The sequence below is a fragment of the Spirochaetota bacterium genome (assembly GCA_004297825.1).
GTDB lineage: Bacteria > Spirochaetota > UBA4802 > UBA4802 > UBA5368 > FW300-bin19.
Genome location: SCSX01000083.1, coordinates 1 through 17,993, shown reverse-complemented (window position 1 = coordinate 17,993; position 17,993 = coordinate 1). Strand labels below are relative to the sequence as shown.

Sequence of the window (17,993 nt, the reverse complement as noted above, 5' to 3'; positions counted from 1 at the left end):
TGCAGCCGGCTGCTGTGGGGGAGTTATTCCCCTTCCGCATCCGGTTGCGTTCCGGTCGGTATATCTCATTAATCGCGTTCACGCCATTCACACCGGCATCCTTTGAGTAGGATGCAATATCGGCGAAAATCTGTCAACATTTTTTACGAACGAACGTTCGTTTTTTGGATTACGCAGGCGTGATCCGGCCGGGGGAAAGGCACTGCTGACGGGATATGAGGCACGATCAAATACGTAGTGTATCTGCATTCCTGGCGGTCATCCCTGTGGGGGTGTGCGTTTCGTGCCGGGATAAACCCCTGGTTGCCCCTCTGCTACAGGTAAAAATGACTTGTGAAAAAGCGCTTGCTGTGCGTTGGTTTTATCAGTATCATCATAAATATAAAAACATCAGCGGTCCGGCATGAAAATCACGGTTTCGATATTAATCCTCCTACTTGCAGCCAGCGGCCTTCTCCCCGCGTTCGCGGATTGCGAAAAGGGCGATTGCACCAACGGAGAAGGCACGTATGTATGGGTGGATGGGGCCAGATACGCCGGCGCATGGAAAGATGACGCCCCGAACGGCAAGGGGGTCATGACCTGGTCGAACGGCGACAAATATGACGGCGACTGGGCCAAGGGCAAGCGGCACGGCGATGGCGTATATTCGAAGTCGGACGGTTTGACTTACCAGGGGCAATGGGAAAACGGATACCCGCACGGGAACGGGACGGTGACGCTTCCCAACGGTGACAAGTTTCGCGGGCAGTGGAAAAACGGCGCCAGCGAAGGCATGGGCACCTACACCACGCGTGAAGGGCTCGTCATGCCCGCGGTCTGGAACGGCAACTTCCTGGGTCGCTAGCCCGTCGGGGCGGTGTCGTCCCGGAGCGCCGGCGAGCCGTTGACCCGCGTCAGGATGCAGTAGGCGGTAACGGAAACCAGCACCACCCCCCCGCCCGCGAGGGACCATGCGCCGGGACGCTCCCCCATGAAAATGAAAACCCAGAGCGGATTGAGTATGGGCTCGATGATCGGAATTATTATCGCTTCAAGCGCGGGTACGTATTTTATAGCGTTCGCGTACAGGTAATAGGCCAGGCCCAGCTGCAGCGTTCCCAGGAGCACGAGGGGAATCGCCATGCGGGCATTCGGAATCTGCGCGCCCATGAACGGCAGGCATACCAGCGCGGTGATCACATTGCCCACCAGTATGGTTTCAGCCGGCGAACCGCTTTTCTGGTACCTGAGCGCGATTATGAGGAATGCCAGCGAAAGGCCGCTCACCACCGACAGGATATTGCCCAGCTGTCCCCCCGCGTCGATCTTGTCGCCGAAAAACATCGCCACGCCGCACAGGGCGAGCGCCATGGTGAGCCATCCCCGCAGGCCGACTTTTTCTTTTAGTATTATTATGCCCAAGAGGGCTACGTAGATCGGGGCGGTGTACTGAAGTATGATCGCGTTGGCCGCGGTTGTTAGCTTGTTCGAGATGACGAACAGGATGACCGTCCCCACGTAGGCGATCCCGCCCCCCATTTGCGGCAACGACCAGGTGATCTTCGGTTTTCCCACCAGCAGGAGAAGGGTAATCGCGGCAATGAGGCTGCGCCATCCCGCGATGGACATGGGATGCAGATCGATCATCTTGATGAAAATGCCGCCGGTACTCCAGAGAACCGCCGCACACACCAGCATGAGGCGCGCGCGGACGCCGTCGCTCATACTATCAACCCGCATCATGCATCCCCCCGTCCGTACCGTCATCCTTCCGCGCAAGCTCGCATAAGGCGAGCGCGCTCAAGACCGCCTTCGGCACGAACGAGGACATGAGCGCGTATTCCTGTTCCTTTAAGCCGTCGGCGGTCGATTCCGCGCAATGGCAATTATCACCTGCCGGTCCCAGGCCGTCGATAACCGGGAGAGTATCCCACAATAAATTTCCATCGCTGATCCCACCCCGGGGCGCGGCGAGAATTCCCTTCCCCATTACTGCTGCCGCCCTGGACCATGCCGCAACGAGTGAACCGGTGCCGGGATTCATGGGCCACGAGGGGTTCGTCCGGAGCAGCTCGACGCGCGCGACGCAGCGGAACGATCCGTCCGCGCTCCCCACGGTCGAATACCCATTATATGAAAGTGCTTTTTCGACCGCCCCGGAAAGAACCGCCGGGTCGAACGCGCGGATCTCCATCCCGGCATCGCAGCTGTCGGGAACCCTGTTGAGCGCAGTCCCCCCCTCTACCGTCCCTACGGTGCAGGTAAGCCCCGCGGCATAGTCGGTAAGCGCTTCCAGTTTCGGAAGCAGGTCGGCCATCTGGAGGATCGCGCTCGCACCGCGCGCATGATCGCTTCCCGCGTGGGCACTTTTCCCTGAAGTGGTTACCCGCATGACGGCCCTTCCCTTGCGCGCGGCGGTCAAAATGAATTCGTTTTCCGCGTGCTCCCCGCTCTCGAAGACGAGGCATGCCCTGCCGGTCGTTCCCAGCGCCTCCCTCGCGATCGCCCCGAAGTCGTCGGATTCCGTTTCCTCCGTCGCATCGAAGAGAAGCTCCCATGAAAAACGTTCGAATGCATCGGGTGCGAAACGCCTCAAGGCGTCGATCATCATGAGCATCACCGCAGTGCCGCCCTTGATGTCATTGGCGCCCGGACCGTATATGCGGTCCCCGGCTATTCTGAAGACGAAGCCGTTGCGCACTTCCTCCTCTGCGGTGAACACGGTATCGAGGTGGGAAACGCAGCCTATCTTCTCCGGCGAAGTACCGGCCCTGGAAAGGAGCAGGTGGTTGCCGCATCCTTTATATACCGAGCTAATTTTCCTTCCCGTGAAGCCGCGCTTCTCGAACACGGCGCGGGTATAATCGCAAAGCCTGTTCACGCCCGCCGCGTTCATGGTATGCGAATTAATCGCGATCATGTCGGAAAGCACCCGCAGGTAGCCCGGGAGCGAATCGGAGAGAAATCGATCCATCGATCGCGCGCGTTCTTTCATTGTTGGGGGGGTCCGATTCTCCATCAGCCGTTCCCCGCACCGGTTTTTGCCGCACGCCGGAAAATCTTTTCCCGGTAATAATACAGGAGTCCCGACGACGTGAGCAGGAGCCCGAGCATCGATGGAACAAACGCCGTGATGAGGGTGATCGCCAGGTACGCCAGGTGAAACACTATCACGGCGACGACGCTGTACGGATACAGCCATGCCTTGTAGGGGCGCGGCGCGTCCGGATATTTTTTTCTTAGTATGAATACCGAGGCGAAGGTCATGATGTTGAAGACGGTTCCCGTAACGGTGAAAAAATCGATGATCGCCTCGTAGGAGTTTTTCTCGGCGGCGGCGAACGCGAGAAGCACCGTCGCCCAGGCCCCCTGGAAGATAAGTGAATAGTTGGGCGTCTTGTAGCGAGGATGGATCTCCGAGAGCTTTTTAAAGAAGAGGCCGTCGGAGGCCATCGCCTGCCAGGTGCGCGCCTTGCACAGGATCTGCGTACCTACGTTTCCAAACGTGTTCAGCATCACCGCCCCGGATATGAGCGCCCCGCCAAGGGCGCCCGCGGCCATTTGAATCGCGTCCACGGCGATCCAGCTCGATTCCTTGAATTGTTCGACGGGAAGCTGGTACAGGTACGCGGAATTCGCGCCTATATAAAGAATGAACACACCGGATATTCCCACGAAAAGCGAAATCGGCAGGTTGCGCCGGGGATTCTTTACCTCTTCCGCGACGTAGGTAGCGCCTTCCCATCCGCTGTAGGCGAAAAAGGAATAGCGCATCGCCGTCCCGAACGCGAGGAGCGTTCCCCAGGTGAATTGTTCGGGCCACAGGGGAGCGCTAAAGTGGGCAAAATCGCCGGGCGCGGTGAAGCAGGTCCCGATCACGGCACCCAGCGCGAGGACCTTCACGAAACTGAACACGTCCTGGACCACGCCGCTTAAAAACACGCCGAAGCAGTTCACCAGGGTGAGCACCCAGATCGTCGCGCATGCCACTGCCAGGATACCAGTCCCCGAGAGCCCCTCTCCCGTGCTTATTCTGATCAGGGCGCCGGTATGCTCCGCGAAGACGAGGGCTACCGCGGCGATGGAGCCGGTTTCGGCGACGAAAAACATGGCCCACCCGCGCAAAAATGCCCAGATGGGGTTGTACGCCTCGCGTAAAAAGACATACGGTCCGCCCGATTTGGGTATCATCGCCACAAGCTCTGCGTAACTCATGGCTCCGAAAATGGTGATGATCCCTCCAACCAGCCACACGAGGCCGAAAAGCCCCGTGGAGAGCGTGCAGGCCATGATGATGCCGGGGGTACGGAATATTCCTGAGCCGATTATTCTTCCTATGACGATGGATACGGTTTCCGTGAGGCCAAGCTCGCGCTTGAGCTCCGTATCCTCCGAGAAGAGCGTGTTCGGCCGGCCGCCCGGCGAAACAGGTTTACCGCCTGTCATAGGCGGGCATCCATGGGGAATTCACGACACGGCTCATTTTCCTGCCTCCACGCGTTGGAAAACCCTGCGTAGCGCGCGATGCCCTGGAAAGCAAATCATTTTTACAAATATGGAAGGAAAGCCGAAAAGGCCGGAGGAAAGGTCATTTGTTCTTCAAAATTGATTTGAGCGAAGCGAGAATCTCTTTTTCCCCAAACGGTTTGTGGACCAGGCGCACATTGCGCATCCGCGCGTGATGCCGGCTTTCATCCAGGGAAGCCGTGAGCAGCATGACGGGAATTTTAAAATTGCGCGCGATGGATTTGCCCAGCTCGCCTCCGTGGGAGTGCCCGTCTATAAGCTCATCCATTATAAGTACATCGGGTTTCTGGTTCCTGATCTTTATCAGCGCCTCTTCGCTTGAATAGGCGTGCTCTATCGTGGCGTATCCCATGCGGTTGAGCATTCCCCTCAGGTCGAGCGCGATTATCCTTTCGCATTCGGCGACGAGTATGTGCGTATCGGCGAAATTATGAGCCCTGTTTCCCATCACTTCCCTGTTCGGCACAATAAAGCGTCAACTGAAGCGAGTTATCAGCCCCTATAAAAAAAGGAGCGGATATCCGCCCCCTTTTACAACATGCCGTTCGTTGAGTTCTACAGCATACGCTGCAGGCGGGCGAGATGCTCCTTCGCCTCGCGAACCATGCGATCGAGCAATTCCTTACATGTGGGGATATCTTTGATAAGCCCTATCGACTGGCCCACCATCATGGGCGCAACATCGACATCGCCGTTTTCCCATGCCTCCTTCACCCGTTTCCCGGAAATGAGGGGGATGAGATCCTCGAAGCCGCAGCTCTTTGACTCGAGATCGAGGACCTGCTCCACCGTTTTATTACGAAGCGCCCGTCCCTGCAATCCCAGTGTCTTGCAGATAAGCGTTGTTTCGAATTCCTGGCGCTTGAGAATCTCCTGCTTGATGCGCTCATGAACAAGGCATTCCTTCGTGGCCATAAACCGGCTCGCCATCATGACGCCTTCCGCGCCCAGGGTGAAGGCGGCCGCCATAGTCCTTCCGTCGGCGATGCCGCCCACGCTAACCACCGGGATTTTTACCGATTCCGCAATGCGCGGCGTGAGGACCATCGTGGTCACGTCGTCGTTTAACGGGTGCCCCCCCTCCTCGATGCCCGCGGCGTAGATGCCGTCGTATCCGACCTTTTCGGCGTGAACGGCGTGCCGGACCGAACCGACTTTATGAAAAAGCCTTACGCCCGCTTTTTTGAGCGTCTCCACGTATTCCATTCCGCATGCCTTGTCGACGGGGGTGCCGGAGATCTCGAGGCCCGACACGCGTTCCTCGGCGCACACGCGCAGGTACATCTGGTGATGCGCGGCGGTGATGTGCACGGACGGCAGTATCGTCACGTTCACCATGAAAGGCTTCGAGGTGAGTTTTCGCGTCTGGGCGATGGCCGCGCGGAACTCCTCCTCGGTGTCGTAATTGCCGGCGGTCAGGTTTCCCATACCGCCCGCGTTCGAAATGGCCGCGCAGAGCTCCGGCTTGCAGAGCCACATCATGGCCCCGCATATAATGGGATATTCGATCCCGAACATGTCCGTTATTCTCGTTTTCATCTCTTCCTCCGCACTCAATAGTGAAATTACCGCCCGGGACCCATCCACTATAAAAATAATTCCCGGGGTGTAAAGATAAAATTTTGCATACCGGCGGACGCACCCCCGGCATGGGGTACCGGAAACGGCACGTGCCGGTATTCCCCTTCTCCCCGCGCGAATAATTGATATTTCTGGAAATATTCTCTTGATAAAATTCGTTTTTCATGTCATGTACTGGATGTAAAAGGACGGCTCCCCTTGGAGCACCGTCTCATACGCACGGATGTTTCTAAGCAGTGCGCGCAGGTGCCCGATACCACGGAGAAGAGCTGACGCTGAAGATGGAGACCATGAACGGCAATACCCGGCCCCGCATCATAATCGCCGAAGACGAGCGCATCATTTCCACGGATATTCATTTTTTTCTCGAATCGCACGGATACGAGATCGTCGCTTCGGTCGAGTCCGGCGAGGAGCTTATTAGTAAGGCTGCCGAGCTCCGTCCCGACCTCGCGCTGGTAGACATCATGCTCGCGGGGACGCTCGACGGAATCGAGGCGGCCACAAGACTGCATGAGCACTTAGCGATACCCGTCATCTTCATAACCGCGCATTCCGATGACGCCACGATCCGGCGGGCGAAGAACAGCAAGGCTTACGGCTATATCATTAAGCCGGTGAATCACAATGAGCTCTACTCCACGATAGAAATGGCGCGTGCACGGCGGGAGCTGGAGCTGCAGCTCGAGGCGAGCCGCCTCGATCTGAAGTTTTCCGAGGACAAGTTTTCGCGCGCCTTCATCCAGAGCCCCGTGGCCATGATTATCACCAACCTGAAAACGGGGAAGATCGTGGATGTGAATGACAAGCTGCTGGAGCTCTCCCTCTACGAAAGGGATGAGATTATCGGACACAGTACGCTGGAACTGGGCCTGTGGGCCGACCCGGCGGACCGGGAAATGTTTACCGAAAGGCTTGCCAGGGACGGACACATTGACAACCTTGAGGTCCGGCTGCTCGACAAATCGCGCACCCCGCACCTGGTGTCCTTGAATTCCTCCCTGGTTTCAATCGGCACCCAGGAGCACACGGTCTCGCAGCTGCAGGATATCACCCTCCGGAAAAGCTTCGAGGAAGAGCTTATCAAGACCACCAAGTTCGAGGCCGTCGCGATCCTCTCGGGAGGAATCGCCCATGATTTCAACAATCTCCTGACGGTGATTTCGGGAAACGTGGCGCTCATCCGCATGGTAGTGAGCGACAATGAAGAAGTCACGGAAAGCCTCGATGAAATGGAAAAAGCCTCCAACCTCGCAAGGGATCTCTCCTACCAACTGCTGAATTTTGCCCGTATATCCCGCCCCGCCATCGAGGTTGCGAACGTGGACGATTTCCTGCGCGAGGACGCGAAATTAGCGGAAGCGCATCCGGCCATCACAGTGAGGTTTCAAAAACAGCCCGGCCTCTGGTCGGTGCGCGCCGATATCTCGCTCATGAAACGGGTTATGTACCATCTTTACGCCAATGCCATCGACGCGATGCCGGAAGGCGGCACGGTCCGGGTCGATTGTTCCAACGTACACATGGATGGAAAAAGCCCGGTACCGCTCGCGGAGGGGGATTTTATCTGTCTGCAGGTGATCGATTCCGGGGCGGGGATTCCCCAGGAGAATCTCAATAAGATATTCGACCCGTATTTCAGCACCAAGACCAATTACAGCGAGAAGGGCATGGGCTTGGGGCTTTCGCTCGTCTACTCGATAGTGAAACGGCACCGGGGGCTCATCCAGATCGACTCGAAGGTCGGCGAAGGCACTACCGTTACGGTCTACCTTCCCGCGGCGCGCTGAAAAGGAGAACCCGGCCCCGTCATCGCCCTGAGGGCGCGCAGTCCCCTCCCGCATGTTCGATAAGTTTCCCGTATTCGATTTTCATGCATCTCCCCTGGACCGCCTTGAGACCCGCCGCCTTCGCTTTTTCCGCCGATTCGCGATGCGCCAGTCCCAGTTGCATCCAGACCGCACCCGCATTGATCTTTATGGCCTCGTCCACGATGCCCGGGATCGCGTCAACCTGGCGGAATATGTCGACCACGTCGATCTTTTCGGGCACCGAGGCCAGGTCCGGGTAGCTCCTCTCCCCCAGTATCTCTTTCCTGGCGGGATTTATGGGAATGACGCGATATCCGTGTTCCTTCAAATATCTCGCCACCTTGAAGCTGTCCCGTTCGGGATTGTCCGATAAGCCCACAACCGCTACCGTTTTCGCGGTCTTTAATATCGCGGCGAGTTCCGGGTCAGGCGGGTTCGAATCCGCGACTTCGCACGATTCCGTCAATCCCTGCTGCGTATGGCGGTCCGATAGTATGTAGTCATCCCTTACGGGGCTCCATGAATCGTATACCGTGCATGGTCCATCCAACGCGGCCGCCGCATGCTTCGCACCGGGCGGTATCGTGATCGCGTCCCCCGCGCGAAGGGTGTGATCCTCGCCCTCCAGCGTGAACTTGAGCGCCCCCGCAATGACCACGGTGATTTGCTCGTGGGGATGCGCGTGAAGCGGAAGGACCGCTCCCTCTCCAAGGGTGACGAATGTCACCATGAGCCGTTCGAGATGCACCGACCGCAGCATTATTCCCGGGGCTATGGTTTTTCCAGGAAGCTCGTCTATGCGCACGTGCGCCATGGGATACCTCCTTTACTCCTCTTCCTGCAGGTACCTGCGTATTTTTTTCCGGATCGATTCCGGGAGCTTGATCCCGATGCTCCGCAGCCGCAGTTCGTACTTGTTGAAGGAATGTATATGCTGCGAGGTCGTCACGAATATCTTGAAATACGACCGGATGCTTCCCTCGAGCTCATTGCGAAACTCCATATCCCTGTTAAGCATGTCCTCCAGCGGCGCGATGACCCTGTAGTTAATCGGGCGGCATATGGAGCGATAGGCGACGAAGCGCTGGAGCGTCTCGCACTCGTAATTCTTTTCCAGGATGCTCTTTTCCACCAGGCTGAGATCGACGCAGTCTATGATTTCGAAATCGTAGTGGCTGCCCAGGATTTCCCGGAGCATCTCCTCGGCCTGCTTGTAAAGATCGCATGAGTGGGTCTCGCACGCGCCCCCCGTATTGCACCGCAGGTACAGCACGAAATCTATGTCCGAGCTTTGGGCTGAAAGCCCTATGTTCACCGAGCCAACCAGGTCCATGGCGATCTCGCCCTTCATCCGCTCCTCGACCAGCCGCGCGACCTCCTCGAGACGATCCACGCGCTCGTCGGTCTCCGGGGTCTGGAAGAGCCGGAAAAACTGCTTGATCTCGTTGAAAAGCTGTATCTCGGGGATGTGGGAGGATTTCCTGATCTGGAGGTCGTAGTTGTCATTCCGCTTTAGTGCCGCATAACGATCGAGATCGATGATCATTTCGTCCCAGCCCGTCCCTGCGCGCCGGTACTCGGCGATGTCGAATATCCTGTCGCGGGCAAGCTTCCTGAAAACGACCTTCTGCACCTCTCTCCGGTCGATGTCCACCTCGAAGAAAAACCCGCCCTCCTTCACCTCCCCGTTTATCTGCGTCACCTCGCCGAAATTGGAAGGGTTGAGGTACACCGTGTCCTCGACCATCCGCATGCCCCATTCATTGTGCACGTGTCCCGTGAGGCAGAGCAGCACGTTGTTGTTGTCGCAGTAGGTTCGCAGCGCGGGCGATCCCGAGGGGCCTATGAACGAGATGCGGTCCAGGACCCCGTGCGCCGGCTGGTGGGTTGCGATGATGTCGGGCTTGGCGGCCTTGAAAAAGTTGTACATCTCGTTGTGCCGGTCGTAGACGCCGATCCCCGCCTTGTAGCGCACCACGTATCGTTCCGGGATGCCCGCGGTCCAGATATCCGCCCCGCCGTACCCGGCGATTTTAATATCCTCCACCTGGTGCCAGTGGAGGTGCAGGTCCCTCTCGTGGAGCGAGGTGAACTTGAGGTCCATGTCGTAGTTGCCGGGAAGGCAAAAAACCGGCGCCTTTTTCCATGACACAATATTTTCGAGAACCTTGTACTTCTGTTGCATGACCCGCCTTGCGCGAATCGTATACTGCTGGTAGCGGGACCCCTTGGATTGCACCTCGTCGGTGACGTCCGGCTTCTCGAGGAGCTCGTCGACAAAATCCTCGATGAGCGTCTGTTCCCTGTCCATGCGCCGTCGGAGCCCGTGGAAAAAGCTCTGAAGCTCGTGGTAGCGGATGGCGCTGTCCATGTTGTAGAAGGGAATGTCGATAAGATCGCCGGAGACCACGTAGACATCCGCGACCGTCTCGGCGAGGAGCTGCATCACGTGCTCGAAGGCGCCGTGAATATCGGTCAGGTAGATGAGCTTCACGCGGAGCCCCGCGCACGTAATCTTTGAACGCACACCAGGGCAAGAAGCAGCACTATCAATAACAGGGACAAGTAAAGCACGATGTCTCCCACCCGGGAGTACATTGTATCGCGGTTCATGGAAAAATCCATATCGGCGACCAGGAATCCGGGTTCCATGAGGGGTATGGAGGCGGTGATACGCCCGAAGGGGTCCACGACGGCGGTAAGCCCGGAGTTGCCCGCGCTCACGAACCAGATACCGTTCTCGACCGATCTGAATGTCGCGCAGGCGAATCCCTGCATGTGTCCGCGGTAGGTGTCCGTCCAGCCCAGGTTGATTATATTCACAAAGAAATCCGCCCCCCGCCTGCGGTATTCCCTGCACAGCCGGAAAAATATCCCCTCGTAACAGATGAGCGGCGCGAATTTCTTTCCAACGGCGCCAAACACCACAGGCGCGTAGCCCGGCACGAAATTGGAACCGCCGAAGTCATTTGAAATCTGTTTTATCCAGGGAAAGAGGGCCTCGTAGGGAAACCACTCGCCGAACGGGACAAGGTGAATCTTTGAATAGGTCTGGAGGACGGTCCCTTCCGCGCCGATGAGCGCCGCATTGTTCTGGAAGTGCATGGTGCGGTTTACCACGTCGTCAAGGACGCCGATCTCCCCGGTCACGAGCGGCGTGCCCGATTTCTTCGCAAGGGAGAGCACTTCCTTTTCGAACGGGTTCAACCGGTTCATCGCGAAGTTGTAGGAGATGAGCTCAAGCGTCGCGGATTCGGACCAGACGAGCAGGTCCGGCTTCTCTTCGATCGCGCGCATGCTCCAGCGCTTCAATTCGCGGAGGTAATCGAACCGGTTCAGGTGCCATTCCTCCCATGGATCTATGCAGGTTTGTACCATGGCTACGCGGATTTTGTCGCGGTCCCCGTCGCCGGGCACATGCACCCGCAATGCCCCCCATGCGCAGGACAGGAGGACGATTGCGGCTATGACGGCGACGCAGACATATTCGGCGCTCCTGACCTGTTCGCGGAACCGCCATCCGTGTTTTCCCAGGACCGTCACCAGGTCGGCGATTGCCGTATTCGCGGCGATAACCAGGAAGGTTATCCCGAATATCCCGGTCACTGCTGAAATTTGGATGAAGGATGTAAAAGTATACTGGGAATGCCCCCAGTAGGTCCAGGGAAACGCGAGGTGGCCGACGGACTGGATGCCGTCGACGACAACCCACAGCGCGGGGAGGATGGCCCACCTGAGCGCGGGAAAGCGCCGCGCGAGCATTTCGGCCAGCCATATCTTCGATGTGAAAATGAGCGCCAGCACCGGCATAAGCACCGAAAGGATGACGATGTACCCGCCCGGCACCTTACTGCCGAACTGCCCGATCCAATTGTAAAGAAGCGTGATCCCGAAAATTCCCGTGACGAGCGATGCGCGAAATACCTCCCGCGGTTCCCGGTCCCTCACGTATACAATGAGCGGTACGAACGCGAACCACGCGAAGGCCGGGAATGCTTTCAGGAACCAGACGTCGTACGTGGGAAAGGAAAGCCACATGAGCGCGCAGGTCAGCAGATAATAGCGTTTCACGATAGCGGCTCCTATTTTCGAATTGCGCAGCGCGTTCATTCAGCTTCCCCCATAATCTTCAGGAATTCAGTCTCGTCAAGAATGGTTATTCCCAGCTCGCGTGCTTTCTTGAGTTTGGAACCGGCGTTTTCCCCTGCCACTACGAAGTCCGTTTTACGGCTCACCGAGCCGGCTGCCCTTCCCCCGAGCTTCTCCACGAGGGCCTCCGCCTCTTCCCTGGAGAGGTGCGCAAGCGTTCCCGTGATCACGAAGGTCTTACCCGCAATCCCCGCCCTGCCCTCGGGGCCCGCCGGCTCGTCGGTAATCCTCATCCCCGCCCGCGCGAGGTCGTCCAGCAGTTTCAGGTTTTGCCCGTCCTTAAAAAATGATGATACCGATTCCGCGACTCCCGGTCCCACCTCGTGAACCTTCATGAGCTCGTCCGAAGTCATGCCGGTAAGCGCGGCCAGGTTTTTCGCCGAACGCGCGATCACCTTGGCGACGTGGTCGCCCACGTTTCGTATGCCGAGACTCCTCAGGAGGGACGAGAGCGCTATTTCGCGCCGCGTATCGATCGACGCGAGAATCTTTTCAGCGAGCTTTTCTCCCATGCGCTCAACGGCGAGCAGGTCGTCCATGGTGAGCGTAAAGATGTCGGCCGCGGTGCGCAGGCGTCCGGATTCGTAGAGACGCTGGATGAGCTCGGGCCCGAAAAATTCGATGTCCATCGCGTCCTTCGAGACGAAATATTTCAGGGATTCCAGCCGCTTGGCCGGACACGCGTCGTTCACGCACCGTATGAAGATATCTTCCCTGGCCAGGACCGAACCGCACGACGGGCATGCGTCGGGTGCGACGATGGCGCGCGCGTCGCGCGGCCTCTTGCCGGGCAGCGTCTCGGTCACCTTGGGGATCACGTCGCCGGCACGGATCACGCGGACACTGTCCCCGATCATGAGGTCAAGCCGGCGTATCTCGTCAAAATTGTGGAGGGTCGCGCGCTTGACCAGCACGCCGCCTATATTGATGGGGTGCAGATTCGCGACCGGTGTGACGACGCCGGTCCGCCCCACCTGGAAATCCACGGACACGAGCGCGGTTACGGCCTCGCGTGCGGGGAATTTCCAGGCGACCGCCCAACGCGGCGCCTTGCTGGTGGAGCCCATTATCTCGCGCGGACCAAACCCGTTCACCTTCACGACGACCCCGTCGATATCGAAATTCAGGGTATGCCTGTTTTCCCGCCACTTCCGGTAGAATTCCTTCATCTCTTCGGCCCCGCCGAATATCACGTGGGACGAGGCGGGGAGTCCCTGCTTCCGGAAAAACGATACCAGCTCCTCCTGGGTGGAGGGAGCCGGCGCGCCTTCGATTCCGCCGATCCCGTACAGCACAATATCGAGATCCCGCGAGGCGGTCACCCTCGTATCCAGCTGGCGAAGCGAGCCGGCCGCGGCGTTGCGCGGATTCGCGAACGGCGCCTCGTCCGCGGCTTCGCGTTCCCTGTTGATCCTGTCGAATTCGTCGTGGCGCAGGAACACCTCACCACGCACCGACAGGTACGACGGCGCATCGGCGCCCTCGAGTTTTCGGGGAAGGGACTTGATCGTGGCGATGTTCGCCGTAACGTCCTCGCCTACCTCCCCGTTTCCCCTGGTCGAGCCGCGCGCGAATCGGCCCCCCTCGTACACGACCTCCACTGCAAGCCCGTCGAACTTGAGCTCGGCCGAGTACGGGGATGCCGCGCCGGCACCCAAATACTTCGCGCACCGCGCGTGGAACTCATCGAGCTCGTGCTCATCGTTGATGTTGCCCAGGCTCTGCATCGGGGGATCGTGACGCACCTCGCCAAAGCTCGACGAAACGCCCCCTCCCACGCGCCGCGAGGGCGAATCCTCGCCGCGCAGCTCGGGGTGGGCGCGCTCGATTTCAACGAGTTCGGCCATGAGCGCGTCGTAGGTCGCGTCATCGACCAGGGGCTGGTTGAGATCGTAGTAGTGACGATTATGCCGTTCGAGTAACGCCGCGAGCTCCTGGTAACGCGCGCGGACGTCGTCCTTTTTTTTCATGGATTCCTGCCGCTCGATTTCACGAAAATGTTCCGGGCCGCGCCGGACGATTTCAGTAGGATGCCACCGCGGAGAGCAAAGTCAAATCCTTTTATTGAACGGCGCGTCCACGGCGGTGAGGTCGTTCATTCGCCGGACCACCGCCTTGATCTTCGCGTCCAGGTTGATCATGTACGCGCGCTCGGGCTGCTTGTCCCCCGTAAGCGGATCGTACTCTTCCCCCTTGATGACGGCGGCTATTGCCGCCGTATCGCCTCCATGCTCCCCGACGAGAAACTCGATCCGCTCCCTGAACCTCTGCGTGTGCGCGATCGCCCTCGGGATGTACGCGCGCGCGTCTTCCCCGGTGTAATAGGACCCGTGCGCCAGGATGAGTATTTCAACGTCCAGACCCCTGAGGCGCTCTATCGAGCGCAGATACGTGTCGAAGTCGATGAGAAACTCGCTGAAGATATAGTCCCCCCGGCCGGGAACGCCCACCGTCTCGGACGGTATGAGCGCCTTGATTTCGGGGATGTAGTACGAAAGCATGTCCCTCGTATGGCCCGGCGTCTTGATGACGCGCACGGTCCTGTCCGCCGATACGCGTATCTCCTCCCCGTCGGAAAGCACGCGGTCGACGGTGAAGGGCTCGAATTTCACCTCGCCCGGCTGCCCGAAATCGTTGAGCCGCGTAATGAGCGCGATCGCGGACGGTTTCTCCACTATACGGGCCCCCTCCTCCGAACCGCAGACCGCGAGACCGGGGAATTCCCGTTTGAGATATCCCGCGGAGCCGCAATGATCGAAATGCATGTGCGTGAGGAACAGGTAGGCCGGCCGCCGGCCGTCCAGGATCACGCGCGCCTCGTTCGCATACGAAGGCCCGAACGCGTAGATTCCGGCCTCGAACAGTGCGGGCATCTCGCCGTCCAGGAGGAACGAGGGAACCGGCGCGGGCCCCAGGCAGTAGAGTGAATCGGTTATTCGGGAAGGGTTGCTCGGCGCGCGCATGGGCGTTCTCCGGAAATGAATATCGGCCCAATTGGCCCGAATCCGCGGGCTGCGTCAAGAATATATTGTGAAAGAAGGGATGGGGCGCCGATGCGCCGGCAGGTGGTATCAGACCGCGGCCGTATACCGAATTTCCTTGGTATCCGCGTCGATGAAAAATTTCACGTTGTCGAGCTTCTGGTCGATCTTGCGCATCTGTTTCTTGATAGAAAGCATGGTCCCCGGGAATACGGCGTCCATGACCATGACCGTGGGTTCCCTCTCGAGCTTGAGCTTTTCCTCCGCCTCCACGCGGCGCAGGTCGATCTCCTTCTTGACCTTGTTGAAGCCCTGCAGCTCGGTGATGAGCGCGATACAGGATTTCTTTTTTATGGGGGGAAGGATCGCCAGGAACTTTTTGGGGTCCTCGAACACGCCCTCGCCGAAGCTGGTCTTGAGCTTGGTCATCACCTCGTCGATCTTTCCCTGGATACCCTCCAATTCTTCGCGTATGCCCACGATCTCGCGCTCGACGAACAGGCTCCGGCCCACGTTTATCTTGGTAACGTTCTCCTTGGGAACGCCTATGACGTTGGCAACCACCTCGTGGCGCGCGGTGATTTCGCCCCCGATGATCTTCCCCGTCTTTCCGGTCATGACGACCTTGTCGTTGGAAAACACCCGGCTGTTGATGATCGAGTCCTCGATCTGTATCTCGAGCACCGCCTCGACGTCGCAATTCAGGAGGTATTTCGCCTTGATCATGCCCCCGGCGACGACCTTCATGTTTCCCCGGCCCGCCAATCCCTGCTTGACGACGATATCGCCGCCCGCCTCGAGGTATGCGTCGTCGGCGTTCTTTTCGATTATGATATCGCCCTTGGCCCTCACGGTGAATCCCGGGAGCACCGAGCCCTGTATCTGCACGGATCCGTTGAAATCGATGTTGCCGGAATCGAAATCCACGTTGCCCTTGATGACTACCTTCGGGGAGATGATGAATTTACGTCCCTCCACGGTGAGACACCCGTCTATGCCCGACACGAGCACGTCGGCCTGGTCGGCGGACACCACCAGGTTGTCGCCCTTGATGAAACCGTTCTTCTTTTCGAACAGCGCCTCCACCTTCTCGCCGAACACGTCCCACCCGTCTTCCGGCTTCACCTTGTGGTGCCGCTGGAGAATAGGCTGTCCCTTCTTGATCTCCACGATGGAATCGAGCTCCCGGAAGTCTATCCTTCCGTCTTCCATGATCTTCCCGGCTTTTTTCTCGAATTTAAGCAGCGGCGTGAAGTATTCGTCGTACCCGTTCACCGGCTCTTTTCCCCGCGCAACCAGTATCCGGTGAAGGCGGGGTTCCGTCGCGTTTATCTCCGCCAACTGCTCTTCGATGAGGTCTTTTTGAAGCATGGTGACGATTTTTTTCTGCAAGAGCTGCTCTTCTATGTCCCTGTACGCGGGAATTGATTTCTGTTTTGTGGGGACGACCAGGAAATAGGCGTGAATCTTGTTTTTCGCGTAATGAATCGGTTCCAGGAGCTTGATTTTCTGCTGAACCGGGTCCAGGACCACAAACCCGTATCCCGCGGCGCGGTAGCAGGTCTCGAACTGGTCGAAGTAAATGCCCTCCGCGGGCTTGTAACCCGGGTTGGGCTCGATGCTCACCAGGATCATCCCCGGATCGACCATAGCCTTCGCCTCTTCGAGGCTTTCGGCGCTCACCGGGCGCGCGACGACTTCCTGCTTGCCCACGAAATTGAGGTTGGACGAAAGCGCAAGGACCTTGTCGCCCGCATCCGTGATTTTCTCCACCAGTATCCTGGTGGCCTTCGGCTGAAAATAGCAGAGAAGATATTTCATGTTTTGCCCGGTTTTCCGATCTGTTTATAATAATACTCATTCGACGGATGCACTGCTACTAAGATTTTCGTGCATTCGGAGAAAAATATTCAGCTAAATATTGCCGGAATTTGGTACGATAATTTCCCGATGGACTTGTGTTTTTCGGGAACATAGTATCATATTGTATACCAGTGGGTTGTGATTGCTTTCGTCTCGGGGCACCAATGAAAAAGACAGAGGTCGACAAACTCCAGGAAATCATCCGGTTGGGATCGGAGTTGGTCGATATCCAGGACCTGGATATTTTGCTCGAACGCATCCTGCGCGAATCGCGCATGGTGGTCAACGCGGACGCCGGCTCCATCTACGTCAGGGACGGCGACGAGCTTATTTTCAGCCAGGTGCAGAATGACACCCTCCAGGCCCAGTTGCCCCCCGGACAGAAGATCATCTTCTCCACCTTCAGGGTGAAAATAAGCCCCAAATCCATTTCGGGTTACGTGGCGTCCACCGGGGAGATACTCAACATCCCCGACGTCTACGCAATCCCCGCGGACGCCCCCTATCACTTCGATTCGAAATACGATACCCTGGCCAAGTACAAGACCACGTCGATGCTCACGGTTCCCTTGAAAACAAACACGAACGACGTGGTGGGCGTTTTACAGGTTATCAATGCCAGGGACGATTTCGGGAACGTCGTTTCGTTCGACTGGAACGACGAACCCTTCGTGCTTCATTTCGCGGGGATGGCGAGCATGATACTCCAGCGGGCGCAGATGACCAGGGCCCTGCTCCTGCGCATGATAAGCATGGCGGAATTGCGCGATCCCAAGGAGACCGGCGCCCATGTAAACCGGGTAGCGTCGTACGCCGTAGAGCTATACGAGTCATGGGCGCAGCGGCGGGGAACCTCGCAAACCGAGATTGAAAAGAACCGCGACGTGCTGCGCATGGCCGCCATGCTGCACGACGTGGGCAAGGTGGCGATATCGGACCTTATTCTAAAAAAGCCGGCCCGTTTCACCGACGACGAATATGAAATAATGAAGAGCCACACCTTCCTGGGCGCGAGGCTCTTCACGGACAAGCAGTCGGTATTCGACGAGGTCGCCTCCACGGTCGCGCTCACCCACCACGAGAACTGGGACGGGACCGG

The 17,993-nt window shown here is 58.1% G+C and carries 14 protein-coding genes; 3 read left to right on the top strand and 11 right to left on the bottom strand.

The window, feature by feature from the left end; all coding sequences use genetic code 11:
- Window positions 1-403 precede the first annotated feature (403 nt).
- Window positions 404-847 carry a phosphatidylinositol kinase gene (locus EPN93_18390; protein TAL31130.1) on the top strand — a complete coding sequence of 148 codons (444 nt, stop codon included), beginning with the start codon at window positions 404-406 and terminating at the stop codon, window positions 845-847.
- Here the strand turns inward: EPN93_18390 and EPN93_18385 are convergent.
- The 5 genes from EPN93_18385 to EPN93_18365 all read right to left on the bottom strand — a co-directional run bounded on the left by EPN93_18385 (window position 844) and on the right by EPN93_18365 (window position 6,048).
- Window positions 844-1,680 (bottom strand): EamA family transporter, encoded by an 837-nt coding sequence (locus EPN93_18385; GenBank protein TAL31141.1) that lies wholly within the window; start codon window positions 1,678-1,680, stop codon window positions 844-846. The two genes, EPN93_18390 and EPN93_18385, sit on opposite strands and share 4 nt — an antisense overlap.
- 31 nt (window positions 1,681-1,711) lie before the next feature.
- Window positions 1,712-3,184, bottom strand: coding sequence for a M20/M25/M40 family metallo-hydrolase (locus EPN93_18380; protein TAL31129.1), 1,473 nt, complete (start codon window positions 3,182-3,184; stop codon window positions 1,712-1,714).
- Window positions 3,001-4,428 (bottom strand): amino acid permease, encoded by a 1,428-nt coding sequence (locus EPN93_18375; protein ID TAL31128.1) that lies wholly within the window; start codon window positions 4,426-4,428, stop codon window positions 3,001-3,003. The genes EPN93_18380 and EPN93_18375 overlap by 184 nt, the downstream gene beginning before the upstream one ends.
- Before the next feature lie 142 nt (window positions 4,429-4,570).
- On the bottom strand, window positions 4,571-4,957 hold the full coding sequence (locus EPN93_18370; GenBank protein TAL31127.1) for a response regulator: 387 nt from the start codon (window positions 4,955-4,957) through the stop codon (window positions 4,571-4,573).
- A gap of 107 nt (window positions 4,958-5,064) precedes the next feature.
- Complete coding sequence (locus EPN93_18365) at window positions 5,065-6,048, bottom strand: nitronate monooxygenase (protein ID TAL31126.1); 984 nt, start codon at window positions 6,046-6,048, stop codon at window positions 5,065-5,067.
- 278 nt (window positions 6,049-6,326) lie between these two features.
- On the opposite strand from EPN93_18365, the gene EPN93_18360 reads away from it, so the two are divergent.
- Window positions 6,327-7,880: a hybrid sensor histidine kinase/response regulator gene (locus EPN93_18360; GenBank protein ID TAL31125.1), complete on the top strand. Its 1,554-nt coding sequence runs from the start codon at window positions 6,327-6,329 to the stop codon at window positions 7,878-7,880.
- 19 nt (window positions 7,881-7,899) lie between these two features.
- On the opposite strand, the gene EPN93_18355 is transcribed toward EPN93_18360, so the two are convergent.
- The 6 genes from EPN93_18355 to EPN93_18330 all read right to left on the bottom strand — a co-directional run bounded on the left by EPN93_18355 (window position 7,900) and on the right by EPN93_18330 (window position 16,852).
- On the bottom strand, window positions 7,900-8,715 hold the full coding sequence (locus EPN93_18355; GenBank protein TAL31124.1) for a cupin domain-containing protein: 816 nt from the start codon (window positions 8,713-8,715) through the stop codon (window positions 7,900-7,902).
- 12 nt (window positions 8,716-8,727) lie between these two features.
- Complete coding sequence (locus EPN93_18350) at window positions 8,728-10,428, bottom strand: hypothetical protein (protein ID TAL31123.1); 1,701 nt, start codon at window positions 10,426-10,428, stop codon at window positions 8,728-8,730.
- Window positions 10,392-12,011: an apolipoprotein N-acyltransferase gene (gene lnt, locus EPN93_18345; protein TAL31122.1), complete on the bottom strand. Its 1,620-nt coding sequence runs from the start codon at window positions 12,009-12,011 to the stop codon at window positions 10,392-10,394. Before lnt ends, EPN93_18350 begins: the two co-directional genes overlap by 37 nt.
- A complete protein-coding gene (gene ligA / locus EPN93_18340) occupies window positions 12,008-14,020 on the bottom strand; it encodes an NAD-dependent DNA ligase LigA (GenBank protein TAL31121.1) in 2,013 nt (670 codons plus the stop codon). Before ligA ends, lnt begins: the two co-directional genes overlap by 4 nt.
- Window positions 14,021-14,101: 81 nt before the next feature.
- A complete protein-coding gene (locus EPN93_18335; protein ID TAL31120.1) occupies window positions 14,102-15,013 on the bottom strand; it encodes an MBL fold metallo-hydrolase in 912 nt (303 codons plus the stop codon).
- Window positions 15,014-15,121: 108 nt separating this feature from the next.
- A complete protein-coding gene (locus tag EPN93_18330) occupies window positions 15,122-16,852 on the bottom strand; it encodes a DUF342 domain-containing protein (protein TAL31119.1) in 1,731 nt (576 codons plus the stop codon).
- Window positions 16,853-17,058: 206 nt separating this feature from the next.
- Here EPN93_18330 and EPN93_18325 point away from each other — a divergent pair.
- A partial coding sequence (locus EPN93_18325) for a GAF domain-containing protein (GenBank protein ID TAL31118.1) occupies window positions 17,059-17,993 on the top strand: 935 nt, incomplete at its 3' end.

Coding starts and splice junctions, on each gene's coding strand:
- EPN93_18390 (TAL31130.1), top strand. CDS start 404: ATGAAAATCACGGTTTCGATATTAATCCTCCTACTTGCAGCCAGCGGC.
- EPN93_18385 (TAL31141.1), bottom strand. CDS start 1,680: ATGCTGGTGTGTGCGGCGGTTCTCTGGAGTACCGGCGGCATTTTCATC.
- EPN93_18380 (TAL31129.1), bottom strand. CDS start 3,184: ATGGCTGTATCCGTACAGCGTCGTCGCCGTGATAGTGTTTCACCTGGC.
- EPN93_18375 (TAL31128.1), bottom strand. CDS start 4,428: ATGACAGGCGGTAAACCTGTTTCGCCGGGCGGCCGGCCGAACACGCTC.
- EPN93_18370 (TAL31127.1), bottom strand. CDS start 4,957: ATGGGAAACAGGGCTCATAATTTCGCCGATACGCACATACTCGTCGCC.
- EPN93_18365 (TAL31126.1), bottom strand. CDS start 6,048: ATGAAAACGAGAATAACGGACATGTTCGGGATCGAATATCCCATTATA.
- EPN93_18355 (TAL31124.1), bottom strand. CDS start 8,715: ATGGCGCACGTGCGCATAGACGAGCTTCCTGGAAAAACCATAGCCCCG.
- lnt (TAL31122.1), bottom strand. CDS start 12,011: ATGAACGCGCTGCGCAATTCGAAAATAGGAGCCGCTATCGTGAAACGC.
- ligA (TAL31121.1), bottom strand. CDS start 14,020: ATGAAAAAAAAGGACGACGTCCGCGCGCGTTACCAGGAGCTCGCGGCG.
- EPN93_18335 (TAL31120.1), bottom strand. CDS start 15,013: ATGCGCGCGCCGAGCAACCCTTCCCGAATAACCGATTCACTCTACTGC.
- EPN93_18330 (TAL31119.1), bottom strand. CDS start 16,852: ATGAAATATCTTCTCTGCTATTTTCAGCCGAAGGCCACCAGGATACTG.